The organism is Streptomyces sp. NPDC045955 (assembly GCF_056430805.1).
On the sequence record NZ_JBWKKY010000004.1, the window covers coordinates 350,802 to 370,950 of the forward strand.

Annotated in this window: 18 protein-coding genes and 1 riboswitch; of the genes, 12 read left to right on the forward strand and 6 right to left on the reverse strand. The window is 71.9% G+C overall.

Features of this window, described 5'->3' with window-relative positions:
* Window positions 1-12 precede the first annotated feature (12 nt).
* From AC07F0_RS10815 to AC07F0_RS10825, 3 genes are read right to left on the reverse strand one after another with little or no spacing between them, the layout of a single operon-like run.
* Window positions 13-1,536: an AMP-binding protein gene (locus tag AC07F0_RS10815; protein ID WP_478976920.1), complete on the reverse strand. Its 1,524-nt coding sequence runs from the start codon at window positions 1,534-1,536 to the stop codon at window positions 13-15.
* Window positions 1,533-3,950 (reverse strand): aminodeoxychorismate synthase component I, encoded by a 2,418-nt coding sequence (pabB, locus tag AC07F0_RS10820; protein WP_478976923.1) that lies wholly within the window; start codon window positions 3,948-3,950, stop codon window positions 1,533-1,535. The genes AC07F0_RS10815 and pabB overlap by 4 nt, the downstream gene beginning before the upstream one ends.
* Window positions 3,951-3,980: 30 nt before the next feature.
* Window positions 3,981-4,559: an antibiotic biosynthesis monooxygenase gene (locus tag AC07F0_RS10825; RefSeq protein WP_478976926.1), complete on the reverse strand. Its 579-nt coding sequence runs from the start codon at window positions 4,557-4,559 to the stop codon at window positions 3,981-3,983.
* A 400-nt stretch (window positions 4,560-4,959) separates the two neighbouring features.
* On the opposite strand from AC07F0_RS10825, the gene AC07F0_RS10830 reads away from it, so the two are divergent.
* The 5 genes from AC07F0_RS10830 (at window position 4,960) to AC07F0_RS10850 (ending at window position 10,064) form a co-directional block, all read left to right on the forward strand.
* Window positions 4,960-5,316 carry a hypothetical protein gene (locus AC07F0_RS10830; RefSeq protein ID WP_478976929.1) on the forward strand — a complete coding sequence of 119 codons (357 nt, stop codon included), beginning with the start codon at window positions 4,960-4,962 and terminating at the stop codon, window positions 5,314-5,316.
* Window positions 5,317-5,330: 14 nt separating this feature from the next.
* The gene (locus AC07F0_RS10835) at window positions 5,331-6,512 is read left to right on the forward strand and encodes a glutathionylspermidine synthase family protein (protein ID WP_478976932.1); all 1,182 of its coding nucleotides are present in this window, start codon (window positions 5,331-5,333) and stop codon (window positions 6,510-6,512) included.
* 147 nt (window positions 6,513-6,659) lie between these two features.
* A riboswitch (ZMP/ZTP riboswitch) is annotated at window positions 6,660-6,746 on the forward strand.
* Window positions 6,746-8,227 carry a glycine hydroxymethyltransferase gene (locus AC07F0_RS10840; RefSeq protein WP_478976935.1) on the forward strand — a complete coding sequence of 494 codons (1,482 nt, stop codon included), beginning with the start codon at window positions 6,746-6,748 and terminating at the stop codon, window positions 8,225-8,227. (Overlaps the previous riboswitch by 1 nt.)
* Window positions 8,228-8,330: 103 nt before the next feature.
* A complete protein-coding gene (gene trpS / locus AC07F0_RS10845; RefSeq protein ID WP_436731014.1) occupies window positions 8,331-9,344 on the forward strand; it encodes a tryptophan--tRNA ligase in 1,014 nt (337 codons plus the stop codon).
* 141 nt (window positions 9,345-9,485) lie between these two features.
* Entirely contained in the window at window positions 9,486-10,064 is a 579-nt protein-coding gene (locus AC07F0_RS10850) for a 2'-5' RNA ligase family protein (RefSeq protein WP_436731015.1), read from the forward strand.
* 12 nt (window positions 10,065-10,076) lie between these two features.
* On the opposite strand, the gene AC07F0_RS10855 is transcribed toward AC07F0_RS10850, so the two are convergent.
* Both AC07F0_RS10855 and AC07F0_RS10860 read right to left on the reverse strand, forming a co-directional pair.
* Window positions 10,077-10,832, reverse strand: coding sequence for an SDR family NAD(P)-dependent oxidoreductase (locus tag AC07F0_RS10855; RefSeq protein ID WP_436731016.1), 756 nt, complete (start codon window positions 10,830-10,832; stop codon window positions 10,077-10,079).
* 19 nt (window positions 10,833-10,851) lie between these two features.
* Entirely contained in the window at window positions 10,852-12,234 is a 1,383-nt protein-coding gene (locus tag AC07F0_RS10860) for an FAD-binding protein (protein ID WP_478976938.1), read from the reverse strand.
* Between the two features lie 133 nt (window positions 12,235-12,367).
* Between AC07F0_RS10860 and AC07F0_RS10865 the strand changes: the two genes are divergently transcribed.
* Genes AC07F0_RS10865 through AC07F0_RS10880 form a run of 4 tightly spaced genes read left to right on the forward strand, consistent with a single transcriptional unit; the run spans window position 12,368 to window position 15,198 of the window.
* Window positions 12,368-12,889 carry a phosphatase PAP2 family protein gene (locus AC07F0_RS10865; RefSeq protein WP_478976940.1) on the forward strand — a complete coding sequence of 174 codons (522 nt, stop codon included), beginning with the start codon at window positions 12,368-12,370 and terminating at the stop codon, window positions 12,887-12,889.
* Window positions 12,882-13,826: a decaprenyl-phosphate phosphoribosyltransferase gene (locus AC07F0_RS10870; RefSeq protein WP_478976943.1), complete on the forward strand. Its 945-nt coding sequence runs from the start codon at window positions 12,882-12,884 to the stop codon at window positions 13,824-13,826. The genes AC07F0_RS10865 and AC07F0_RS10870 overlap by 8 nt, the downstream gene beginning before the upstream one ends.
* Complete coding sequence (locus AC07F0_RS10875) at window positions 13,823-14,275, forward strand: GtrA family protein (protein ID WP_478976946.1); 453 nt, start codon at window positions 13,823-13,825, stop codon at window positions 14,273-14,275. The genes AC07F0_RS10870 and AC07F0_RS10875 overlap by 4 nt, the downstream gene beginning before the upstream one ends.
* Window positions 14,263-15,198 carry a YihY/virulence factor BrkB family protein gene (locus tag AC07F0_RS10880; RefSeq protein ID WP_478976949.1) on the forward strand — a complete coding sequence of 312 codons (936 nt, stop codon included), beginning with the start codon at window positions 14,263-14,265 and terminating at the stop codon, window positions 15,196-15,198. The genes AC07F0_RS10875 and AC07F0_RS10880 overlap by 13 nt, the downstream gene beginning before the upstream one ends.
* Here AC07F0_RS10880 and AC07F0_RS10885 read toward each other — a convergent pair.
* A complete protein-coding gene (locus AC07F0_RS10885; protein WP_478976952.1) occupies window positions 15,146-16,453 on the reverse strand; it encodes a D-alanyl-D-alanine carboxypeptidase family protein in 1,308 nt (435 codons plus the stop codon). The genes AC07F0_RS10880 and AC07F0_RS10885 overlap by 53 nt on opposite strands.
* A gap of 91 nt (window positions 16,454-16,544) precedes the next feature.
* Here AC07F0_RS10885 and AC07F0_RS10890 point away from each other — a divergent pair, with 91 nt between their 5' ends.
* The 3 genes from AC07F0_RS10890 to AC07F0_RS10900 all read left to right on the forward strand — a co-directional run bounded on the left by AC07F0_RS10890 (window position 16,545) and on the right by AC07F0_RS10900 (window position 20,026).
* On the forward strand, window positions 16,545-16,784 hold the full coding sequence (locus AC07F0_RS10890) for an SCO4848 family membrane protein (RefSeq protein ID WP_086604478.1): 240 nt from the start codon (window positions 16,545-16,547) through the stop codon (window positions 16,782-16,784).
* A 23-nt stretch (window positions 16,785-16,807) separates the two neighbouring features.
* Window positions 16,808-18,304, forward strand: coding sequence for a metallophosphoesterase (locus AC07F0_RS10895; RefSeq protein ID WP_478976955.1), 1,497 nt, complete (start codon window positions 16,808-16,810; stop codon window positions 18,302-18,304).
* Window positions 18,305-18,469: 165 nt separating this feature from the next.
* Entirely contained in the window at window positions 18,470-20,026 is a 1,557-nt protein-coding gene (locus tag AC07F0_RS10900; RefSeq protein WP_478976958.1) for an ABC transporter substrate-binding protein, read from the forward strand.
* Window positions 20,027-20,149: the final 123 nt, after the last annotated feature.

Genomic DNA, 20,149 nt, shown 5'->3' on the forward strand with positions numbered 1-20,149 from the left:
TCTCTGCGGGTTTCACCAGGCTCCCCGTCGCACCTGATGGCGGCGCAGCTTCCCGGTCGGGGTGCGCGGCAGCGACGGGACGAAGCTGACGCTGCGGGGGACCTTGAACGCGGCGAGACTCTCCCGCGCCAGGCCGAGGAGCTCGTCCGCCAGGCCGTTCCGCACCGGTGACGCGGGAACCACGAAGGCCCGCAGCCGGCTCGCGCCCCGCCCGTCGGGCACAGCCGCGACCGCCACCTCCCGCACCGCCGGATGGCCGCGCAGCACGGCCTCCACCTCCAGCGGGGAGACGGTGATGCCGCCGACCATCTCCATGTCGTCGGCCCGGCCCAGATGCCGGAAGGAGCCGTCCGGTTCGCGGCGCGCCCGGTCGCGGGTGGCCAGCCAGCCGCCGACCAGGGCCTGGGCGGTCTCCTCGGGCCGGTTCAGATAGCCGGGCGTCACCGTCGGCCCGCGCACCCACATCTCGCCCTCCTCGCCGTCCGGCACCGGGTGGCCGTCCCGGTCCCGCAGCTCCACCTCGAAGCCGGGCACGGGACGGCCGACGGTCCCCGGGTGGTTGTGGGCGAAGCCGTTGGCGCAGAACGCGTGACCCGCCTCCGTGGAGCCGATCTGCTCCAGCACGGGCGCGCCGAGCAGCGCGGTCACCTGCTGGGCGAGCCCCTCCGGCAGTCCCTCCCCGGCCGACACCGCGGCCCGTACCGAGGCGAAACAGCCCTCGTGCCCGTGGCCCCGCTCGGCCACCAGCGCGGCGTACGCGGACGGCACGGAATACAGCAGCGTCACCCGGTGCCGGGCGACGAGTTCGTCGATCGTCGCCGGGGTGGGGCGCCGGTCCACCAGCACCGCGGACGAGCCGGAGAACAGCGGGAAGACGAAGGCGTTGCCGAAGCCGTAGGCGAAGAACAGCTTCGACACCGACAGGGTGACGTCGTCCGCGGTGATCCGCAGCACCCGCCGGCCGACGAGGTCGTGGTACGTCCGCGGATCGCCGTGCGTGTGCACGACGCCCTTGGGGCGGCCCGTGGTGCCGGAGGTGTACTGGACGTAGAGCGGGGTGTGCGCGTCGGCCTGGTGGGCGGGCGCGGGCTCGGCGGCGGGGGCGAGCGCCATCAGCTGGTCGGCGCCCAGACGGGCCCGTCCGGCGAACCGCTCCTCCAGGCCCGGACCCGTCACGCAGAGCGCGGCCCCGGTGTCCTCGGCCAGGAACGCGTGGTCGGCCGCGGGGAGTTCCGGGTTGACCAGGGCCGCGACGGCGCCGAGACGGGCGGTGGCGAGGAAGGCCGTCACCCAGGCGAGGGAGTCGGGCAGCGCCAGCAGCACACGGTCCCCGGGGCGTACCCCGTGTCCGGCGAGCACGGTGGCGGCCCGGGCCGCGAGGTCGTGCACCTCGCCGTGGGTCCAGGCCCGGTGCCCCTGGTGGAAGGCGGTCCGCCCGCCCCACCCGCGCCGCTCGGCGCGTTCCGCGAGCTGGGCCGCGAGGTTCCCGGGCGCCTCGGCCTCGGCGGGGAGCAGCAGGGCTTGCGGACTGGTCATCGCCGTGCCTCCTCGGCGGCCCCGGCCCGGTCTCCCGGCGGGGCCTGTCGCCGGTTCCGGTCGGCCGTGTGCCGGTGCAGGGCCCGCATCGGGGCCGCGGTCTTCAGCAGCATCTCGTCGTACTCCGCGTCCGGATCGGAGCCGAGGACGATCGCCCCGCCCGCGCCCAGGTGCATCTGGCCGTCGGCGAACACGGCCGTACGGATGACGATGCCGAGGTCCGCGCCGCCGCCGCATCCGAAGTAACCGAGGGCCCCCGAGTACACGCCCCGGGCCTCGGACTCCAGCGAGTCGATGATCTCCAGCGTGCGCAGCTTCGGCGCGCCGGTCATCGAACCGCCGGGGAAACAGGCCCGGACACAGTCCACCGCGTCCGTGTCCGCCCGCAGCCTGCCCTGCACGGTCGAGACGAGCTGGTGCACGGTGGCGTACGTCTCCGTGGCCATGAGCTTGGAGACCCGCACCGAGCCCGTCCGGCAGACCCGGCCCAGGTCGTTGCGGAGCAGATCGACGATCATCAGGTTCTCGGCCCTGGTCTTGGCGTCCGTCGCCAGCGCGTCCCGCAGCCGGGCGTCCTCCTCGGGCCCCTCGCCCCTCGGCGCGGTCCCCTTGATCGGCTTGGCCTCGGCGGTGCCGTCCCGCCCGATCCGCAGGAACCGCTCGGGCGAGGACCCGGCCACCTCCAGTTCCCCGAACCTCAGGAACGCCGCGTACGGGGCCGGGTCGTCGCGGCGCAGCGTCCGGTAGAACTCCAGCGCGTCGGGCGGAGCGGGCAACCGGGCGGCGTTGGTCAGGCAGACCTCGTAACTGGTGCCCGCCCGCAACTCCCGCTGGCACGCCTCGATGTCCGCGAGATACGTCGCCCGGTCGCGCACCAGCCACGGCTCGGCGGCGCCGGGGTCCGCCGGGGTGGGCGCCACGGGCAGGGGCGGCCGCTGCGTCGCCACGCACGTGAGGTCGGCCAGGGCGCTCTCCAGCCAGTCGGCGGCCTCCCGCGCGGCCTGTGGGGTGTCCTCCGCGAGGCAGACGGCGTACGTGAAGCCCTCCTGGTGGTCCACCGCGATCACCCGGTCGGCGAACAGCCAGGCGGCGTCCGGGACGGGGGAGCGGTGCCGGTTGGGCGACCCGCAGTCCGCCTTCACCTCGTAGCCGAAGTAGCCGACGTACCCTCCGGTGAAGTCGAACGGCAGCCCGGTCGCGTCCACGCGGCGGCTGCTCAACTGCCGCTTGAGGTAGTCGAAGACACTGGCCGCGACCTTCCTCACCGGCCGCCCCGCCCGCTCGATCTCACAGCGCCCGGTTTCGACGTCGTACCGCACGAACTCGGCGAGCGGCCCGCTGCCGTCCCCGAAGAACGAGAACCGCGACCGCCCCGGCTCCACGAGCGAACTGTCCAGCCAGAACGCCCGCCGGGCCCCGGCGTACATCCGCCCGAACGCCGCCTCGGCGTCCACGGCCCCGGCGATCCGCCGACTGTGCAGCCGATACCCGACCCGATGAGGCCGGCGGGGCCGGGGGATGGTGGCGGCGGGAGGGGCGCCGGCGCCGGAGGGGACGGGTGTCCCAGCCCCCGCGGACGGACCGGCCCCGGAGGGTGACATGGCCCCTCCGGACGGCGCGCCCCCGCCCGACTCCCCGCCCCCGGCGTCGGACGCGGCCACCCCCGCCACCGGGACCGCGGCCGCAGCCGCAGCCGCAGCCGCAGGCCGACGGTCCGCTGCCGGTGACAGCGACAGCGACAGCGACACCCCCGCCTCCCACTCCGGTACCGCCACCCGGCGTCGGACCGCCTCCGGGGACGGCACCGCCGTGTTCTTCGTGCGCAGCTTGCCGGCCCGCTTCGCGGTCAGGTTGCGGAAGTTCACGAGCATGCGGTGGCCGAACTCCGTGAGGACGGACTCCGGGTGGAACTGCACGCCCCACAGCGGCCGCGTCCGGTGCCGCAGGCCCATCAGGACGCCGTCCTCCGCCCAGGCCGTGGCCTCCAGCATCTCCGGCAGCGGTTCGCGCACGGACAGCGAGTGGTAGCGGACCGCGGTGAAGTTCTGCGGCAGGCCCTGGAACAGATCACGCTCGTCATGCCGGATCGTGGAGAGATGCCCGTGCCGCGGCTCCGGAGCGGGCCCCACCACCCCTCGCTCCCCGAGCGCGATCCCCTGATGGCCGAGACACACGCCGAGCACGGGAACCGGGGAGGTCGCGACCAGCCTGGCCGCGATGCCGAAGTCACGCGAGTCCGCCGGGTGTCCGGGCCCCGGGGACACCACCAGGTTGTCGAACTCCCGGAGATCCGGCACCCCGTCGGCGGCGGCGTCGTTGCGGACGACCACCGGCTCCTCGCCGTTGACCTCGGCGATCAGCTGGAACAGGTTGTACGTGTACGAGTCGTAATTGTCGATGAGCAGGGTCTTCACCCGCCCACCTCCCTCTGTTCGTTCGCGGGCCTACATGGCCCGGCGTTTGTGCCGACCGCGGAGCGCCTGGAGCGACGGGTACAGCCATTTCCTGAAGAAACGCTGGAGCCGCGGCATGAGAATCCAGGTGACAAGGGCCGTCACGCACAGGCATAACAACAACGTGCGGAACAGTGCATTGAGGTCACCGAGATAGGGAAGCACCGTCAGATTGAACAGGAGCACTGGCGGGAAAACCGCGCTCATATTCACGAACCACAGTTTCCATTTCGATGGCGGCGCTGGTGGCGCGGGAGTCAGAGTCTGCGCCTCGAACCAGGCCCGGGCTCCCCGCACCCGCCTGCGCGCCGCCTCCTGGGCGAGCCCTTCCAGCCGGGCGTCCCACTGGGCCCGGGAGGAAGATTTCTCCCAGGCCAGGGCCGAACCCTCGCTGGCGAAGCGATAGACGACATGCCACTCCGCCCCTCCGTCGACAAGTACCCCACCCCCCAGAAACCCCGGTTGCCGCGCGGTCGCGCCCAGCATGGCCCACCCCCAGGAGTGGAAGTCGGCCGCACGGCCCGGCGTCACGCGATAGGCCACGGTGACCGTGACGGGATTGCTGGTCACGCCATCCCATACGGAAAGCGGTTAACCCGCGTTCAAGATTCAACAAACAATTTTCCGATCGTCCGGAACGTGAAGCTGTTCAGCAGGTGGAAACCCCTCGGCCTCCGGCCTCTGCTCCTGTTCGACCGGCGTCTGGGCCGCGGACGGTCCCCGAGTCACACGGCCGGCGCCGCCCCCACGGCGTAGATCGGCAAACGACCGCAGCGCGACACCGTCGCCGCGCCGAAGCAGACCGCCGAACCAAGGGCCCACACGCTTCCAAAAATCACAAAACGACAGTGGGGAGGGCGTGTGAGCCAGGGGGCCGTGCGCGCCCGCTCACGCCGGTCTCTAGGCTGACCGCTCGGCAGTACATGACAGGGATACGCGGTACACGACGGGGACACGGGGAGACACACGCATGGCTGAAACACGGCGGCGACTGCGCTCGAGCACGGTGGTGCTGGGCGGCATGGGGGTCCTGGCGGCTGCCCTGTCCGCGTGCGGCTCCGAGCCGGACCGCCGCTGCGTGGACCGGGACAGCTACGACTACATCAACGGCTACAAGATCGTCGCCGACAAGAACTGCAAGTCCGGCTCCTCGTCCTCCTCCGGCAAGAGCCGCAAGAAGACCGGCGGGACCACCACCTCGAACGCCGACTGGTACTACGACGCCGACGTCAGCGGCCGCTACGCCGACAACGGCACCTTCAGCCGCAGCGAGGCCGTCGACCGGGGCGGCTTCGGCTGCTCGGGCTCCGGCAGCGGCGGCGGCTGACCGGGGGCGTACGCATGGAACGCCACACCATCACCCCCCGCCCCGGCTGGCAGCAGACCGTCGAGGAACAGGGCCTGATCTATCCCCTCACCCGCTACCCCGACGACTCCCTGCGCCCCTACTGGGACGAAAGCGCCTACTACGTCTTCACCCTCCCGGAGATCGAGGCCCTGGAGGAGGTCGTCGAGGAACTCCACCGCATGTGCCTGGCGGCGGCCGACCACATCGTCACGGAGGACCGTTTCGCGGACCTGGGCATCACCGACCCGCGCCTGGCCCGGACGGTCGCCGAGTCCTGGCACCGGCGCGCCGAACTCCCCTCCGTCTACGGCCGTTTCGACCTCCGCTACGACGGCACCGGCCCGGCCAAGCTCCTGGAGTACAACGCCGACACCCCCACCTCACTGGTGGAGGCCGCGTCCCCCCAGTGGTTCTGGATGGAGGACCGCTTCCCCGGCGCCGACCAGTGGAACTCCCTCCACGAACGCCTGATCGACGCCTGGCGGAAACAGGCCGCCCTCCTCCCGCCGGGCAGCCCGCTGTACTTCGCGTACTCCTCCGCCGACGAACTCGGCGAGGACATGATGACGGTCGCCTACCTCAAGGAAACGGCCGAGCAGGCGGGCCTGGCCACCGACTGGATCTCCATGGAGGAGATCGGCTGGGACCGGCTCTCCGGGCGCTTCGTCGACAACCGCCTCCACTTCATCCGCAGCATCTTCAAGCTCTACCCCTGGGAGTGGCTCACCACCGACCGCTTCGCCGACCACGTCCTGGACACCCTCGACAACGGCGGAGGCACGGGCACGACCCTCTGGATCGAGCCGGCCTGGAAGATGCTCCTCAGCAACAAGGCGCTCCTGGCCGTCCTCTGGGAGCTGTACCCCGGCCATCCCAACCTCCTCCCGGCCTACCTGGACGGCCCCAGGGACCTGCCCGCGAAGGGCTGGGCGGCCAAGCCCCTGCTGGGCCGAGAGGGCGCGGGCGTCACGATCCACGAGCCCGGGTCCACCCCCACCCTCCGCGACGAACCGTGCTGCTACCAGCAACTGGCCCCGCTCCCCGACTTCGACGGCAACCGAGTGGTCCTGGGCGCGTGGGTGGTCGAAAACGAGTCGGCGGGCCTGGGCATCCGCGAGTCCTCCGGTTTGGTCACGGACGAATACGCACGATTCCTGCCCCATGTGATCTTGTAGACGGGGCTCAGGCGGACGTACCTCAGGGGCGCGGGGCTGTGACATATGCGGCTCCGCCGCGTGGGCGCGATCAGCCACAAAGCACCCGCACCCGGCAGCGAAGAGCGCCCCGCAGATGCTCCCCCGCCCCCTCACCCGGTACCCTGATCCACGGGCCGTGACTGGCGCGCTGGGATGGGACAAACCATCGGGGAGCGGCCCGAGCAGAGAGAGCCGTGCGCCTGGGCCGTACCGTGAACGCTGAACGCAACGTCCGGAGGTCCCACATGCCAGCCGAGCCCCTCTCCACCGCTTCCACCGCCTACCGCGCCGCCCTCGACGTCATCCGCGCCGTCGAGCCGCGCGTAGCCGACGCCATCGGCCAGGAGGTCGCCGACCAGCGCGAGATGCTCAAGCTGATCGCCTCGGAGAACTACGCCTCCCCGGCCACGCTGCTGGCGATGGGCAACTGGTTCAGCGACAAGTACGCCGAGGGCACCATCGGCCGCCGCTTCTACGCCGGCTGCCGCAACGTCGACACCGTCGAGTCCCTCGCCGCCGAGCATGCCAAGGAACTCTTCGGCGCCCGCCACGCCTACGTCCAGCCGCACTCCGGCATCGACGCCAACCTCGTCGCCTTCTGGTCGGTCCTCGCCCAGCGCGTCGAGGTCCCGGCCCTGGAGAAGGCCGGCGCCCGCCAGGTCAACGACCTCTCCGAGGCCGACTGGGCGGAGCTGCGCCGCGCCTTCGGCAACCAGCGCATGCTCGGCATGTCCCTGGACGCCGGCGGCCACCTCACCCACGGCTTCCGCCCGAACATCTCCGGCAAGATGTTCGACCAGCGCTCCTACGGTACGGACCCGGCCACCGGCCTCATCGACTACGAGGCCCTGCGCACCTCGGCCCGCGAGTTCAAGCCGCTGATCATCGTCGCGGGCTACTCGGCCTACCCCCGCCTGGTGAACTTCCGGATCATGCGGGAGATCGCCGACGAGGTCGGCGCGACCCTCATGGTCGACATGGCGCACTTCGCCGGCCTGGTCGCGGGCAAGGTCCTCACCGGCGACTTCGACCCGGTCCCGCACGCCCAGATCGTGACGACGACCACCCACAAGTCGCTGCGCGGCCCCCGCGGCGGCATGGTCCTGTGCGACGACTCGCTCAAGGACCAGGTCGACCGCGGCTGCCCGATGGTCCTCGGCGGCCCGCTCCCGCACGTCATGGCCGCCAAGGCCGTCGCCTTCGCGGAGGCCCGCCAGGAGTCCTTCCGCGACTACGCCCAGCGCATCGTCGACAACTCCCGCGCCCTCGCCGAGGGCCTGATGCGCCGCGGCGCGACCCTGGTGACGGGCGGCACGGACAACCACCTGAACCTGATCGACGTCGCCTCCTCCTACGGCATCACCGGCCGCCAGGCCGAGGCCGCGCTGCTGGAGTCGGGCATCGTCACCAACCGCAACGCGATCCCCGCCGACCCGAACGGCGCCTGGTACACCTCCGGCATCCGCATCGGCACCCCGGCCCTGACCACCCGCGGCCTCGGCACGGCGGAGATGGACGAGGTCGCCGGCCTGATCGACCGCGTCCTCACCACCACGGAGCCGGGCACGACCAAGTCGGGCGCCCCCTCCAAGGCGGCCCACGTCCTCGACGCGAAGATCGCCGACGAGATCAGCCACCGCGCGACGGACCTGGTGGCGGCCTTCCCCCTGTACCCGGAGATCGACCTCGGCTGAAGCGCCCCGTAAGGGGCGCGGGGGAACTGCGCGAACGGTGCCCACCGGTCCGCGGTTCCCCACCCGCCGAAAGCACCCACGGCCCTCTGAGACAATGGGCAACATGGCCTCTGACCGACCCCGCGTGCTCTCCGGAATCCAGCCCACCGCAGGCTCGTTCCACCTCGGCAACTACCTCGGCGCCGTCCGCCAGTGGGTGGCCCTCCAGGAGACCCACGACGCGTTCTACATGGTCGTCGACCTGCACGCGATCACCATCCCGCAGGACCCGAAGGACCTGCGTGCGAACACGCGCCTGGCCGCCGCCCAGCTGCTCGCGGCGGGGCTGGACCCGGACCGCTGCACGCTCTTCGTCCAGAGCCACGTCCCCGAGCACGCGCAGCTCGCCTGGGTCATGAACTGCCTCACCGGCTTCGGCGAGGCGAGCCGGATGACCCAGTTCAAGGACAAGGCCGCCAAGCAGGGCGCCGAGCGCGCCTCCGTCGGCCTGTTCACGTACCCGATCCTCCAGGTCGCGGACATCCTGCTCTACCAGGCGCACGAGGTCCCGGTCGGCGAGGACCAGCGCCAGCACGTCGAGCTCACCCGTGACCTCGCCGAGCGCTTCAACGGCCGTTTCGGCCAGATCTTCACCGTCCCGAAGCCGTACATCCTCCGGGAGACGGCGAAGATCTACGACCTTCAGGACCCGTCGATCAAGATGAGCAAGTCGGCGTCCACGCCGAAGGGCCTCATCAACCTCCTCGACGAGCCGAAGGCCACCGCGAAGAAGGTCAAGAGCGCCGTCACGGACACCGACACGGTGATCCGCTACGACGCCGAGAACAAGCCGGGCATCAGCAACCTCCTCACGATCTACTCGACCCTCACCGGCGAGACCGTCGGCGAGCTGGAGGAGAAGTACACCGGCAAGATGTACGGCGCGCTCAAGACGGACCTCGCCGAGATCATGGTCGACTTCGTCACGCCGTTCCGGGAGCGCACCCAGCAGTACCTGGACGACCCGGAGACGCTCGACTCGATCCTGGCCAAGGGCGCCGAGAAGGCCCGCGCCGTCGCCGCGGAGACCCTCGCCCAGGCGTACGACAAGGTCGGCTTCCTGCCCGCCAAGCACTGAACCCGCTCCCGCGCACGGCCGTACCGCCGCACAGCGCTGTACATCACTTCCGTTGCGCCTGCCTGGAACCGGGTCGTGGCCGTACAGTCGATAACCGGGTGGTCGTATCAGCGACCCGCAAACTTAACGACAGGAGACGACGTGGGGACCGTAACGATCGGTGTCTCGATCGCGGTCCCGGAGCCTCACGGCAGCGAGCTCCAGCAGCTGCGCGCGGGCTTCGGCGACGCCGCGGCTCACGGCATCCCCACGCACGTCACCCTGCTGCCGCCGACGGAGGTCGACGAGTCCGCCCTGCCGGCCGTCGAAGCGCATCTGGCCGAGGTCGCCGCGGCCGGCCGGCCGTTCCCGATGCGGCTGTCGGGGACCGGCACGTTCCGGCCCCTGTCCCCGGTCGTCTTCGTCCGGGTCGTCTCGGGCGCGGAGGCCTGCACCCGCCTCCAGGAGCAGGTCCGCGACCCCGCCGGGCCGGCCGCACGCGAACTGCAGTTCCCGTACCACCCCCACGTCACCGTGGCGCACGGCATCGAGGAAGCGGCGATGGACCGCGCCTTCGAGGAACTCGCCGGCTACGAGGCCGAGTGGCCGTGCACCGGCTTCGCCCTCTACGAGCAGGGCGCCGACGGCGTCTGGCGCAAGCTGCGCGAGTTCCCCTTCGGCGGCTCGGTGGTCCCCCCGCAGACCGGCCGCGTGGAGCGCGGCTCGGTCCCCACCCGCTGATCCGCTCGCGGATCAGACGGGCAGCCGCCGGAACACCCCGCGCGGCAGGTGCCGCAGCGCCGCCATCACCACGCGCAGCGCGCCCGGCACCCACACCGTCTCCGAGCGACGCCGCAGCCCCAGCTCGACGGCCGTCGCCACCGCCTCGGGCGTGGTCGCCAGCGGCGCCTCGGGCAGTCCGGCGGTCATCCGGGTCCGCACGAAGCCGGGGCGGACGACCATGACGTGCACGCCCGTGCCGTGCAGCGCGTCGCCCAGGCCCTGCGCGAAGGCGTCGAGGCCGGCCTTGCTGGAGCCGTAGATGAAGTTGGCGCGGCGGGCCCGCTCGCCCGCGACGGAGGACATCACGACCAGCGAGCCGTGCCCCTGGGACTGGAGCGAGCGGGCGCACACCAGGCCCGCCGAGACCGCGCCGGTGTAGTTGGTCTGCGCGACCCGCACCGCCGCCTCCGGGTCGCGTTCGTCGCGGGCCTGGTCGCCGAGGAGGCCGAAGGCGAGCAACACCATGTCGATGTCGCCCTCGGCGAAGATCTTGCCGAGCACGGCCTCGTGGGAGGTGGGGTCGAGCGCGTCGAAGGCGACGGTGTGCACGTCCGCCCCCAGCCCGCGCAACTGCCCGGCGGCCTCCTCGAGGGCGGGTGACGGGCGGCCGGCCAGCCAGACCGTGCGGGTGCGGCGGGCGATCAGCCGGCGGGCGGTGGCCAGCGCGATCTCGGACGTACCGCCGAGGACGAGCAGGGACTGGGGGAGACCGAAGGCGTCCTTCATGACAGCTCCTAGGGATCGCTCAGAGATGGAGGCGGCGGGCCAGGTCGGACACGAATACCCCGTGCGGGTCCAGCTCGGCGCGCAGGGCGCGGAAGTCGTCCAGGCGCGGGTACATGGCCGCGAGCAGTTCCGGGCGCAGCCGGGCGTCCTTGGCGAGGTAGACGCGTCCGCCGGCGGTGGCGACCTCCTCGTCGAGTTCGTCGAGGAAGGCACCCAGGCCGGGCAGGCCCGCCGGGATGTCCAGCGCCAGCGTCCAGCCGGGCACCGGGAAGGACAGCCACCCCGGGTCGGACTCCCCGAAGCGCTTGAGGACGGCCAGGAAGGACGGGCAGCGGCGTTCGGAGATCCGGCGCACGATGCGGCGCAGGGCGTCCTCCTGGCCGTAGCCGACGACGAACTGGTACTGAACGAAGCCGCCCCGCCCGTAGACGCGGTTCCAGTGCGGCACGCCGTCCAGGGGGTGGAAGAAGGCGGAGATCCGCTGGAGTTGGCCGGTCCGCGCGCGGGGGGCCTTGCGGTACCAGAGCTCGTTGAACAGGCCCACGGTCGTCCGGGTGAGCAGGCCCTCGGGCAGGACGCCGGGGGCGGAGGGGAGGCGCGCGGTGCGGAAGGCGAGCGGATTCCGGCGCAGCCGTGCCGGGAGCGCGTCAAGGGGCGCGTGGTCGCCGCGGGTGAGGACCGCGCGGCCGGTGGCGGCGCCCCGGGCCAGCAGGTCGATCCAGGCGACCGAGTAGCGGTAGCGGTGGTCGGTGGCCGCCAGCCGGGCCATCAGGTCGTCCAGGTCCCCCGCCCGTTCGGTGTCGACCGACACCAGCGAGGACTCGACCGGCTGGAGCCGGATCGTCGCGGTGAGGATCACCCCGGTCAGGCCCATGCCGCCGGCGGTCGCTTCGAAGAGCGGCGTGCCGGGGATCACCGTGTGGATCTCGCCGTCGGCGGTGAGCAGTTCGAGGGCGAGCACGTGCCGCGCGAAGGAGCCCGAGACGTGGTGGTTCTTGCCGTGGATGTCGGCGCCGATCGCCCCGCCGACGGTGACGTAGCGGGTGCCGGGGGTGACCGGCACGAACCAGCCGAGCGGCAGCAGCACCTCCATCAGCCGGTGCAGGGAGACGCCCGCGTCGCACAGTACGGTGCCGCCGTCGGCGTCGATCGCGTGGACGCGGTCCAGGCCCGTCATGTCGAGCACGGACCCGCCCGCGTTCTGCGCCGCGTCCCCGTACGCCCGCCCCAGGCCCCGGGGGATCCCGCCGCGGGCCCCGCAGTCGCGGACGGCCGCCGCGGCCTCCTCGTACGTCCGCGGGCGGATCAGCCGGGCGGCGGTGGGAGCGGTGCGGCCCCAGCCGGTGACGGTGGTGCGGTCCAGGCCCATGACGTCCGGGCCGGAATCGGTGTCGGCAGACATGCCCGTGACCGTATCGCCCCTGTGTGAGCTATTAGTTCGAGAACATGGCGTCCCTCCCCGAAACGGGTGATTAATGGGATGTCGCTCAATATTGCCGGACTTCAGGCCAGGTGGGCGTGAACAGTGAGTCCACATGGACGACCTCGACGACCTGCACGACATGGATCACCGGATCGTTTCGGCGCTCAGGGCGTGCGGCACCGACCCACGCGTCGCAGGCGCCGCACGCGCCCTGTCCTGGGCGGGGGAACACGCGGCGCTCTGGCTGGCGGCGGGAGTCGCCGGAGCAGCCGCCGACGGCCAAAGACGCGGCGCCTGGCTGCGCGGTACGGCACTCACCGCGGGGGCGCACCTCGTCAGCATCGGGGTGAAGCGGGTCGTGCGCCGCCCACGCCCCGCGCACGTCGAGCCCCTGGTGCGCACCGCCGGCCGGCACTCCTTCCCCAGCTCGCACGCCACCTCCGCCGCTGCCGCCGCCGTCGCCTTCGGCGCCCTGGGAGCGCGCACCGTCCCGCCGCTCGCCGCCGCCGTGTGCGTCTCACGGCTGGTGGCCGGCGTCCACTACCCCTCGGACGTCGCGGCGGGCGCGGCCCTCGGCGCGCTCACGGCCCGGCTCGGCGCCCGCTGGATGAGGGGAGGGGCCCACCATGGCTGAGACGGCCATCCTGCGGCAGCGCACCCACGGCGAGCCGTCCGCGCCACCGAGCAAGGGCGGTCTCCTGGCCGGTCTCCTGCGGACCGCGCGGCCCCGGCAGTGGGTGAAGAACGTCCTCGTGGTCGCCGCCCCGGCGGCCGCCGGCGAGCTCTTCTCCCGGCACGCTCTGCTGCAACTCGCCCTCGTCTTCGTCCTCTTCACCGCCTGCGCCGCCGCCGTCTACCTCGTCAACGACGCCCGCGACGCCGAGGCCGACCGCGCCCACCCCACCAAGCGGCACCGCCCGGTCGCCGCCGGACAGGTCCCGGTGCCGCTCGCCTACGCCGTCGGCGGCTGCCTCGGCCTGTTCGCGCCCGCCGCCGCGGCCTGGCTCTGCTCCCCGGCCGTCGCCGCCCTGCTGACCGCCTACCTCGGCATGCAACTGGCCTACTGCGTCAGCCTCAAGCACGTCCTCGTCGTCGACCTCGCCGTCGTCACGACCGGCTTCCTCATGCGGGCGATGATCGGCGGGGTGGCCCTAGGCATCCCGCTGTCGCGCTGGTTCCTGATCACGACCGGCTTCGGCGCGCTGTTCATGGTGGCGGCCAAGCGCTACTCCGAAGCCGTGCAGATGGCCGGAAAGGCGGGCGCCACCCGCGCGTTGCTCACCGAGTACACCACCGGCTACCTCCGCTTCGTCTGGCAGCTCGCGGCCGGTGCCGCCGTCCTCGGCTACTGCCTGTGGGCCATGGAGGAGGGCGGCGTCCCGCACACCAGCGTGCTGCCCTGGCGGCAGCTGTCCATGGTCGCCTTCATCCTCGCGATCCTCCGGTACGCCGTCTTCGCCGACCGGGGCACGGCCGGCGAACCGGAGGACGTCGTCCTGCGCGACCGGGCGCTCGCCCTCATCGGCCTGGTGTGGGTGGCGATGTACGGCCTGGCGGTGGCCAATTGGTGACCACGCGCGCGTGGTCGGGCCCCACGGCCCCCGGCCGCCGGGAGCTCCTGGGGTTCGCCGCCGTCGGTCTGCTCGCCTACGCCGTCGACCTGGCCGTGTTCACCTGTCTGCGCGGCCCCGCCGGACTCGGTCCGCTCACCGCCAAGGCGCTGTCCTTCGTCGCGGCCTGCTCGGTCGCCTACGCGGGCAACGCCCTCGGCACCTACCGGGACAGGCGGATCAGCGGCCTGCGCCCGTACGCCGCCTTCTGCGCGGTGAACCTCGCCGGCGCCGCCGTCCAACTGCTCTGCCTCACCGTCAGCCACTACGGCCTCGGACTCACCTCCCAGCGCGCCGACACCCTCTCCGGCGCGGTCATCGGCATGGCGCTGGCCACGATTCTGCGGTTCTGGGGTACCCGTACATGGGTCTTCAGGGCGGAGGGCAGAGTCGGATCATGGACTGGCTGAAAAGGCTCCCGGTCATCGGGCCGTGGGCGGAGCGGCTGATGATCACCCACGCGTGGCGGTCGTACGAGCGGCTGGACCGCGTCAAGTGGACGCGGCTGGCCGCCGCGATGACCTTCACGAGTTTCGTGGCGCTGTTCCCGCTGCTGACGGTGTCCGCCACGATCGCCGCCGGCACGCTCAGCACGGAGCAGCAGAACAAGCTCCAGGACAAGCTCGCCGAGCAGGTGCCTGGCATCTCCGACCAGCTGGACATCGCCGGCCTGGTGGACAACGCCGGCGCCATCGGCCTCATCGCGGGCGCGCTGCTGTTCTTCACCGGTGTCAGCTGGGCCGGCTCGATGCGCGAGTGCCTGCGCGGGGTGTGGGAGCTGCCCGACGAGGAGGAGAACCCGGTCCTTCGCTACGCCAAGGACGCGGGCGTCCTGATCGGCCTCGGCGGCGCGCTCCTCGTCACCATCGCCGCCTCCACCGTCGCCTCCGCGATGATCGGCTGGGTCACCCGGCACCTGGGCATCGACGAGGGCGGCTGGAGCGGCGTCCTGCTGCACATCGCCGCGTTCCTGATCGCCGTGCTCGCCGACTTCCTGCTGCTGCTCTACGTCCTGACGCTGCTGCCCGGCGTCGAGCCCACGCGCCACCGCCTGTTCGTGGCGGCGCTGACCGGCGCGGTCGGCTTCGAACTGCTGAAACTGCTGCTCAGCGGCTACTTGCAGGGCGTGGCCGCGAAGAGCATGTACGGCGCGTTCGGCGTGCCCGTCGCGCTGCTGCTGTGGATCAACTTCACCTCGAAGCTGGTGCTGTTCTGCGCCTCCTGGACGGCGACGCAGAGCAAGGAGGACGAGCTCCAGGGCGTGCCGGACGTCCCGGACGTCAGGGGCGGGTCCGGCGGCGTACCAGATCCGGCAGCGGCCAACGGCGGTTGACCAGGAACGCGCCGCCCGCGAGCAGCACCAGCACACCGCCGATGATGCCGAGCGCTATCCCGATGCCGCTGGAGCCGCCCACGCCCGGGCCGCTGGCCACCGGCTTCGAACCGGTCCCAGCCGTGCTGCCCGCGCCGCTCCCGGAGCCGCCGGCCTCTCCTGAAGGGTTCGCGCCGGGCTGGGAACTGGCCTGCGCGGCGCTCTTCGGCGGCACCAGCTCACCCACCGGCTGGACCTTTCCGGCCGCCTTGAAGCCCCAGTCGAACAGTCGTGCGGTCTCCTTGTAGACCTCGTTGTGCTCCTGCTTCTGCGGATTCATCACCGTCACCAGCAGCACCTTGCCGCCCCGCTCGGCGACACCGGTGAAGGTGGCACCGGCGTTGGTGGTGTTGCCGTTCTTGACGCCGGCGATGCCCTGGTAGACGGGCAGGCCCGCGTCGCCGCTCAGCAGCCGGTTGGTGTTCTGGATCTCGAAGGACTCACGGACCGGCTTGCCCTTCTTGTTCTTCTTCGTCTGGCCCGGGAACTTCGCGCTGACCGTCGAGCAGTACTCCCGGAAGTCCTTCTTCTGCAGCCCCGAGCGGGCGATCAGCGTCAGGTCGTAGGCGGACGAGACCTGCTTCTCGGCGTCGTAACCGTCCGGGCTGACGACGTTCGTGTCGAGGGCCTGGAGCTCCTCGGCGTGCTCGTTCATCTCCTTGACGGTGTTGTCGACGCCCTTGTTCATGGCCGACAGCACGTGCACGGCATCGTTTCCGGAGCGCAGGAAGACGCCGAGCCACAGGTCGTGGACCGTGTAGGTCTCGTCCTCCTTTATCCCGACCAGGCTGGAGCCCGAGCCGATGCCCGCCAGGTCGGAGGGGACGACCTTGTGCTTGGCCGTCCTCGGGAACTTCGGCAGCAGCGTGTCCGCGAACAGCATCTTCAGCGTGCTCGCCGGGGCCAGCCGCCAATGCGCGTTGTGCGCGGCCAGCACGTCACCCGACTCGGCGTCGGCGACGATCCAGGAGCGGGCGCTCACGTCCTTCGGCAGCACCGGCACGCCGCTCGCCAGGTTCACCTGCGTGCCCGGCTGCCCGAGCCGGGCGCCGCCCACGGTCGACATCGACGCCGGGGGAGTGGCCGACGGGCTCGCCGACGGACTGCCCGAGGGGCTCGGGGCGGCGACGGCGGCGGGCGCGGCCAGGGCGAGGGACGACAGGGCGGCGGAGGTGACCAGCAGGGATCGCCTGACGGTCTTCTTCGGAGCGGGCACGACCGGAAACGTACATGCAGTACGCAAGGAAGTCCCGCCTCCGCCCCCACCCCGCGAACGGAACCGGACAGGCACTGGCGATACTGGAGCCATGAAGCTCAGCCGCCCCGTCTCCTGGTTCCTGCTCGCCTTCGGGGTGTGGAGCTGGGTCATCTGGATCACTTTCGTCAAGAACCTTGTCAAGGACAGCAGCGGACTCGCCTTCGACGACGGTCATCCCACGGCGTACTTCTGGGTGCACCTGCTGCTCGCCGTCGTTTCCTTCGTATTGGGGACGGTCATCGGGGCCATCGGGTTGCGTGGTCTGCGCGCACTGCGCCGGACGTCATAACGGCAATCGGGAGACACGACACCGTGGCCATCGTCTTCGTACTCGTCGCAACGCTCGTCCTGGCCGTCATCGTGACGGCCAACTGGTACGTGTGGCGCCGCCTGTTCCGCGACACGACCCGCGGCCCGGGCCCCACCCGCCGCACGGGCGCGGCCCTGATCGCCGGCGGCTGGCTCCTCGCGATCACGGCTCTCGTGGCCGAACGCACCGGCGCCCCCTTCTGGCTCCAACAGGTCCTGGCCTGGCCGGGCTTCCTGTGGCTGGCCCTGTCGATATACCTGCTGCTGGCGGTCGTTGCGGGGGAGGCCGTACGGCCAGTGCTGCGGTGGTTCCTCGAACGGCGGGCGAGGGCGAGCGGAGCGGGCTCCGAACCCGGTGCCGGTGCGCCCGGCGGTGCGGGTGCGCCCGGCGGCGCCGGTGAGCCCGCTGCCGCACCACAGACGGACCGGGCCGGCGAAGTACCCCTGTCCGCGATGGCGAGCGGCCCGCAGCCGGACGGCGGGGCCGGTGCGCCCGGCGGTGCACCCACGGCCGTGGCGGCGACCGCCACGCACGCCGACCCCGGTGGCACGGTGACCGCTCCCGCCACCGCCCCTCACGCCCAGGCCGGCCCCGCCCCCGCCACCCCCGACAGCTCCCCGCAGCCGCTCACCACCCCGGACGCCACCGACAGCACCGCCTCCGCTCCCGCCGGCCCTTCCCGCCGTCTCTTCGTCTCACGGGTCGTCGCCGGGGCCGCCGCGGCCGCTGCCGTCGGGACCGTGGGGTACGGGACGTACGGCGTGCTGCGCGGGCCGAAGGTGAAGCGGGTCACCGTGCCCCTGGCCAAACTGCCGCGCGCCGCGCACGGGTACCGGATCGCCGTGGTCAGTGATGTGCACCTCGGCCCGGTCCTGGGCCGCGGCTTCGCGCAGCAGGTCGTCGACACGATCAACGCGACCCAGCCCGACCTGATCGCGGTCGTCGGCGACCTGGTCGACGGCAGCGTCAAGGACCTGGGCCCCGCGGCGGCCCCGCTGGCGCAGCTGAAGGCCCGTCACGGGTCCTACTTCGTCACCGGGAACCACGAGTACTTCTCCGGCGCCGAGCAGTGGGTCGAGGAGGTCCGCCGCCTCGGACTCGTCCCGCTGGAGAACGCCCGCAGGGAGATGCCGTACTTCGACCTGGCCGGAGTCAACGACGTCGCCGGCGAGGACGAGGGCCAGGGCCCCGACTACGCCCGGGCCCTCGGCGACCGCGACACGGCACGCGCGTGCGTGCTGCTCGCCCACCAGCCCGTGCAGATCCACGACGCCGTCGAGCACGGCGTCGACCTCCAGCTGTCCGGCCACACCCACGGCGGCCAGCTCTGGCCCGGCAACCTCGTCGCCGCCGCCGCGAACCCGACCCTCGCGGGCCTGGAGCGCTACGGCGACACCCAGCTCTACGTCTCACGCGGCGCGGGCGCCTGGGGCCCGCCCACCCGGGTGGGGGCACCGTCGGACATCACCCTGATCGAGCTTGCGTCGCAGCAGGCCTGAGCCTGTGAGAACGCTGTGAAACCGGACCGAAACGCCCATCGGTAAGTTCTTTCCCAACTCGGCAGATCTCCCTTCCGCTCGCTCGAACTCCTGTGATTGGGTGAGGCCGCCACAAAGGGGTGTGGCACTGGCACAAGGGCCCACGGGCCTGGGAGGGCAAGGCCGATGCGATCGGTTCGCATGCGGATACTCGCGGGACTGCTCGTCCTGGCGGCCGTGGGTGTGGGCGCCTGGCAGCTCGTGCCGTCGAAGAAGGACGGCACGGCCATCACGGTCGGCACGACGGACGCCGTCACGTCCCTCGACCCGGCCGGCGCCTACGACGCCGGTTCCTGGGCGCTGTTCAGCAACGTCTTCCAGTCGCTGCTCACCTTCGCCCCGGGCGGGACGGCACCCGTACCGGACGCTGCCAGGAGCTGCGCGTTCACCGGCGGCACCCTGACCACGTACCGCTGCCGACTGCGTTCCGGCCTCACCTTCCCGAGCGGCCGGAAGATGACCGGCGAGGACGTGAAGTACTCCTTCGACCGGATCATGAAGATCAAGTCCCCGGTCGGCCCGGCGTCCCTGCTCGACACCCTCCGCTCCGTGGACGCCGACGGGCTGACCGTCACCTTCCACCTGTCCACGCCCGACGCCACCTTCCCGTTCAAGGTGGCCACCGGCGCGGGCTCGATCGTCGACCACACCGCGTACCCGGCCGGCAAGCTGCGCACCGGCAGCCGGGTCGACGGCACCGGCCCGTACAAGCTCACCAGCTACACGAAGGACACCAAGGCGGTCCTCGCGCCCAACAGCCGCTACCGGGGCGTGGTCAAAGGCGGCGCGAACAGGCCCGTCGAACTGCGCTACTACGCCACCCCCGCCGCCCTGGACACCGCGTGGAAGGACAAGCGCGTCGAGGTCACGACGGACCAACTGCCGCCCGCGGTCCTCGCCGGCCTGAACCCGAGCGATCCCGCGCAGCGCGTCTTCGAGGCGGACGGCTCCGAGACCCGCAACCTGTACTTCAACACCCGCGCGGGCAAGCCCCTGCACAACCCGAAGGTCCGGCAGGCCATGGCCTGGCTGATCGACCGCGAGCGGCTGGCCGCCACCGTCTACGACGGCACCGTCGACCCGCTGTACTCGCTGATCCCGGCGGGCCTCACCGGCCACACCGCCTCGTTCTTCGACGACTACCCCGAGCCGGACCGGAAGAAGGCGCGGAAGCTGCTCAACCAGGCCGGCGTGACCCTGCCCGTCCGCTTCACCTACGGCTACGCCGAGGGCCGCGGCGCCGGTGAACAGGAGGCCGCCGAGATCAAACGGGAGCTGGAGGCGAGCGGCCTGTTCAAGGTCACCCTCAAGGGCTACGGGTGGACCGACTTCCAGAAGCGCTGGGCGAGCGGCGAGCTCGACGCGTACGCCGTCGGCTGGGTCGCCGACTTCCCCGACCCGGACACCTTCCAAGCCGCGCTCGTCGGCACCGGCAGCGCCATGAACACCGGCTACAGCAGCAAGACCGTCGACCGGCTCATCAAGGACAGCCGGCGCTACGCCGACCGTGGCGAGGCCGACCGGGACTTCCAGTCGGTGCAGCAGACCGTCGCCCAGGACGTGCCGGTGCTGCCGCTGTGGCAGGGGAAGGAGTACGTCGTCACCACCGAGGACATCGGCGGCGGCCAGTACCTGTCGGACGGTACGGGCGTGTTCCGGCTCTGGAGCCTCACACAGCTCTGATGTGCTCCTGCCGCCGGCGCTCCGGGCCCTAGTGCCGCGACAGGCAACGTTCGCCCCGTCGCGACGCCCGGGACGCCCTCTCGCCGCACCGCCCGAAAGCCCAAGTACGTCCAGTACAAGGGC

Coding starts and splice junctions, on each gene's coding strand:
- AC07F0_RS10815 (WP_478976920.1), bottom strand. CDS start 1,536: ATGACCAGTCCGCAAGCCCTGCTGCTCCCCGCCGAGGCCGAGGCGCCC.
- AC07F0_RS10830 (WP_478976929.1), top strand. CDS start 4,960: ATGGCTGAAACACGGCGGCGACTGCGCTCGAGCACGGTGGTGCTGGGC.
- AC07F0_RS10835 (WP_478976932.1), top strand. CDS start 5,331: ATGGAACGCCACACCATCACCCCCCGCCCCGGCTGGCAGCAGACCGTC.
- trpS (WP_436731014.1), top strand. CDS start 8,331: ATGGCCTCTGACCGACCCCGCGTGCTCTCCGGAATCCAGCCCACCGCA.
- AC07F0_RS10855 (WP_436731016.1), bottom strand. CDS start 10,832: ATGAAGGACGCCTTCGGTCTCCCCCAGTCCCTGCTCGTCCTCGGCGGT.
- AC07F0_RS10860 (WP_478976938.1), bottom strand. CDS start 12,234: ATGTCTGCCGACACCGATTCCGGCCCGGACGTCATGGGCCTGGACCGC.
- AC07F0_RS10865 (WP_478976940.1), top strand. CDS start 12,368: ATGGACGACCTCGACGACCTGCACGACATGGATCACCGGATCGTTTCG.
- AC07F0_RS10870 (WP_478976943.1), top strand. CDS start 12,882: ATGGCTGAGACGGCCATCCTGCGGCAGCGCACCCACGGCGAGCCGTCC.
- AC07F0_RS10880 (WP_478976949.1), top strand. CDS start 14,263: ATGGACTGGCTGAAAAGGCTCCCGGTCATCGGGCCGTGGGCGGAGCGG.
- AC07F0_RS10890 (WP_086604478.1), top strand. CDS start 16,545: ATGAAGCTCAGCCGCCCCGTCTCCTGGTTCCTGCTCGCCTTCGGGGTG.
- AC07F0_RS10900 (WP_478976958.1), top strand. CDS start 18,470: ATGCGATCGGTTCGCATGCGGATACTCGCGGGACTGCTCGTCCTGGCG.